This window comes from Bacillus sp. LR--39, assembly GCF_053613335.1.
Genome location: NZ_JBSIOT010000864.1, coordinates 1 through 712, shown reverse-complemented (window position 1 = coordinate 712; position 712 = coordinate 1). Strand labels below are relative to the sequence as shown.

1 protein-coding gene is annotated in these 712 nt (G+C 47.5%); it reads left to right on the top strand.

Translation table 11 applies throughout. The annotated features are described in order from the left end of the window. On the top strand, nt 1-643 hold a 643-nt coding region (kduI, locus tag ACWHAR_RS27080; protein WP_452088433.1), incomplete at its 5' end, for a 5-dehydro-4-deoxy-D-glucuronate isomerase. Between the last annotated feature and the right edge of the window lie 69 nt (nt 644-712).

The following is a 712-nucleotide window of genomic DNA, read 5'->3' as shown; positions in this document are numbered from 1 at the left end:
CGATTTTTTAAAAACGGACTATTTCCTAGAACGGCGCGAAATCGGGATTGTGAATGTCGGCAAGCCCGGTGCGGTTAAAGTCGGTGATGAAGAATACGTACTGGAGCACAAAGACTTTCTGTATATCGGCCTGGGAAATAAAGACGTTTTCTTCTCAAGCTTGAATGAAGGCGGGGCCAAATTTTATTTCATCTCGGCGACGGCACACCAAAAGTATCCGGTGCAAAAAGCTTCTCTTTCAGAGCTCCCATACGATCATTTAGGAGAAGAAGCCTCTTCAAATGTTCGTAATCTATACAAAGTGATTCATGCAGACGGCATTCAAAGCTGCCAGCTGATGATGGGCATTACGTTTCTTGAACCTAATAACACATGGAACACAATGCCTGCGCATGTCCACGACCGGCGGATGGAGGTTTACCTGTATCTTGATCTTGCTGAGGATGCAAAGGTGTTTCATTTCATGGGCGAACCGACGGAGACCCGGCATCTTGTCGTCGGGAACGAACAGGCTGTCATTTCACCCGCGTGGTCTGTCCACTCGGGCTCCGGCACATCCAACTACTGCTTTATATGGGCGATGGCCGGAGAAAACTACACATTTAAGGACATGGATGCTGTCCCGATGAATGTCATTCGGTAAGGACGTGAACGTGAGATGGGATATCTTGAATCGTATTTTTCACTTGAAGGCAAAACGGCGCTTGTCACA